Below are 353 nucleotides of genomic sequence, written 5' to 3' on the forward strand. Positions count from 1 at the left end.
CTTAGATTAACACATGAAGTGCAATACCAAATGTGAGGTGAAAAAAAGACCTAGATGCGCTAGCATCAAAGTTTTTATCCACCGACCAAAGTGAGATTGCAACCATGAGCTATACACATCTAAGCCTAGGTGAACGATACCAGATTTATGCCCTAATAGGGGCAAAACATAGTATTAATTTCATAGCTCGAGAGTTAAACAGAAGTCCCAGTACCATATCAAGAGAGCTTAGGCGTAATAAAAGCCTACGCGGTTACCAAGCAAAGCATGCTAATAACAAGGCTTGTGATAGACGGGCTAACAACGCCACAACTATTGTGGCTGACATCTGGGCATGGGTGACAGACAAGCTA

General features: G+C 42.2%; 1 protein-coding gene. It reads left to right on the forward strand.

Annotated features, from left to right (window positions below; all coding sequences use genetic code 11):
• Positions 1-104: 104 nt before the first annotated feature.
• Positions 105-353 (forward strand): helix-turn-helix domain-containing protein (locus tag CXF58_RS14185; protein ID WP_145989776.1); only part of this gene is annotated, 249 nt, incomplete at its 3' end.

The sequence above is a fragment of the Psychrobacter sp. Sarcosine-02u-2 genome, assembly GCF_002836335.1.
In the GTDB taxonomy this organism is placed as follows: Bacteria; Pseudomonadota; Gammaproteobacteria; order Pseudomonadales; family Moraxellaceae; genus Psychrobacter; species Psychrobacter faecalis.